This window comes from Microbacterium sp. MMO-20 (assembly GCF_037147735.1).
Classification (GTDB): domain Bacteria; phylum Actinomycetota; class Actinomycetes; order Actinomycetales; family Microbacteriaceae; genus Microbacterium.
The window spans coordinates 1-1,745 of the sequence record NZ_JBBCUU010000018.1 but is presented as its reverse complement, the minus strand read 5'-3'; the positions used below and the strand labels follow the sequence as shown (position 1 = coordinate 1,745).

Sequence of the window (1,745 nt, the reverse complement as noted above, 5' to 3'; positions counted from 1 at the left end):
TCACCCCGAAGGGATCCGTCAGTGGGATTCAGATACTTAGCACTACTGGATTAGTTTGGGCGGTTCTTCGCCGGTACGGGAATATCAACCCGTTGTCCATCGACTACGCCTGTCGGCCTCGCCTTAGGTCCCGACTTACCCAGGGAAGATTAGCTTGACCCTGGAACCCTTGGTCTTTCGGAGGACGTGTTTCTCACACGTCTTTCGCTACTCATGCCTGCATTCTCACTCGTGTAGCCTCCACGGCTGGTTCACACCGCCGCTTCGCTGGCCACACGACGCTCTCCTACCCATCAACACGGCTGGACCACGAAGGCCTACCAATAATGTCAATGCCACAACTTCGGTGGCGTGCTTGAGCCCCGTTACATTGTCGGCGCGGAATCACTTGACCAGTGAGCTATTACGCACTCTTTCAAGGGTGGCTGCTTCTAAGCCAACCTCCTGGTTGTCACAGCAACTCCACATCCTTTCCCACTTAGCACGCGCTTTGGGACCTTAGTTGGTGGTCTGGGTTGTTTCCCTCTCGACTATGAAGCTTATCCCCCACAGTCTCACTGCTGCGCTCTCACTTACCGGCATTCGGAGTTTGGCTGACGTCAGTAACCTTGTAGGGCCCATCGGCCATCCAGTAGCTCTACCTCCGGCAAGAAACACGCAACGCTGCACCTAAATGCATTTCGGAGAGAACCAGCTATCACGAAGTTTGATTGGCCTTTCACCCCTATCCACAGCTCATCCCCTCAGTTTTCAACCTAAGTGGGTTCGGCCCTCCACGACGTCTTACCGTCGCTTCAGCCTGGCCATGGATAGATCACTTCGCTTCGGGTCTAGGACACGCGACTGAATCGCCCTATTCAGACTCGCTTTCGCTACGGCTACCCCACACGGGTTAACCTCGCCACGTATCGCTAACTCGCAGGCTCATTCTTCAAAAGGCACGCTGTCACCCCTGCTAAGGAGGCTCCAACGGTTTGTAAGCAAACGGTTTCAGGTACTATTTCACTCCCCTCCCGGGGTACTTTTCACCTTTCCCTCACGGTACTTGTCCGCTATCGGTCATCTGGGAGTATTTAGGCTTATCAGGTGGTCCTGACAGATTCACACGGGATTTCTCGGGCCCCGTGCTACTTGGGATACTCCTCGCACCAAGAGAGGCATTTCGACTACGGGGTTGGCACCCTCTATGACCCGCCTTTCAATGCGGTTCGTCTATACCTTCTTGTAACGCCGCCACCTCGGCAGAGATGACTGAGAAGTCCCACAACCCCCAACGTGCAACGCCTGCCGGCTATCACACACGCTAGGTTTAGCCTGATCCGGTTTCGCTCGCCACTACTAACGGAATCGCGGTTGCTTTCTCTTCCTGTGGGTACTGAGATGTTTCACTTCCCCACGTTCCCTCTACCCGCCCTATATATTCAGGCGGGAGTCACCAGGTCGGCACGCCGCCTGGCGGGGTTTCCCCATTCGGACACCCTCGGATCAAAACTTGCTTATCAGTTCCCCGAGGCTTATCGCAGATTGCTACGTCCTTCTTCGGCTCCAGATGCCAAGGCATCCACCGTTTGCTCTTAAAGACTTGAAATCACATGAGTTCGAATCGTCAATCGAAATTGACTAATGATCTTTAAGATCATCTTCACGAGATGAAAAATCATCTCGAAGATGCTCGCGTCCACTGTGTAGTTCTCAAAGTACGGGCGGTACCTCCCCCGCTGCCAGCACTGCCGACACCAGAAAAG

1 rRNA gene is annotated in these 1,745 nt (G+C 54.2%); it reads right to left on the bottom strand.

From position 1 onward, the window contains the following. Positions 1-1,588 (bottom strand): 23S ribosomal RNA (locus WFI52_RS14105); the annotation flags it as partial. Positions 1,589-1,745 lie beyond the last annotated feature (157 nt).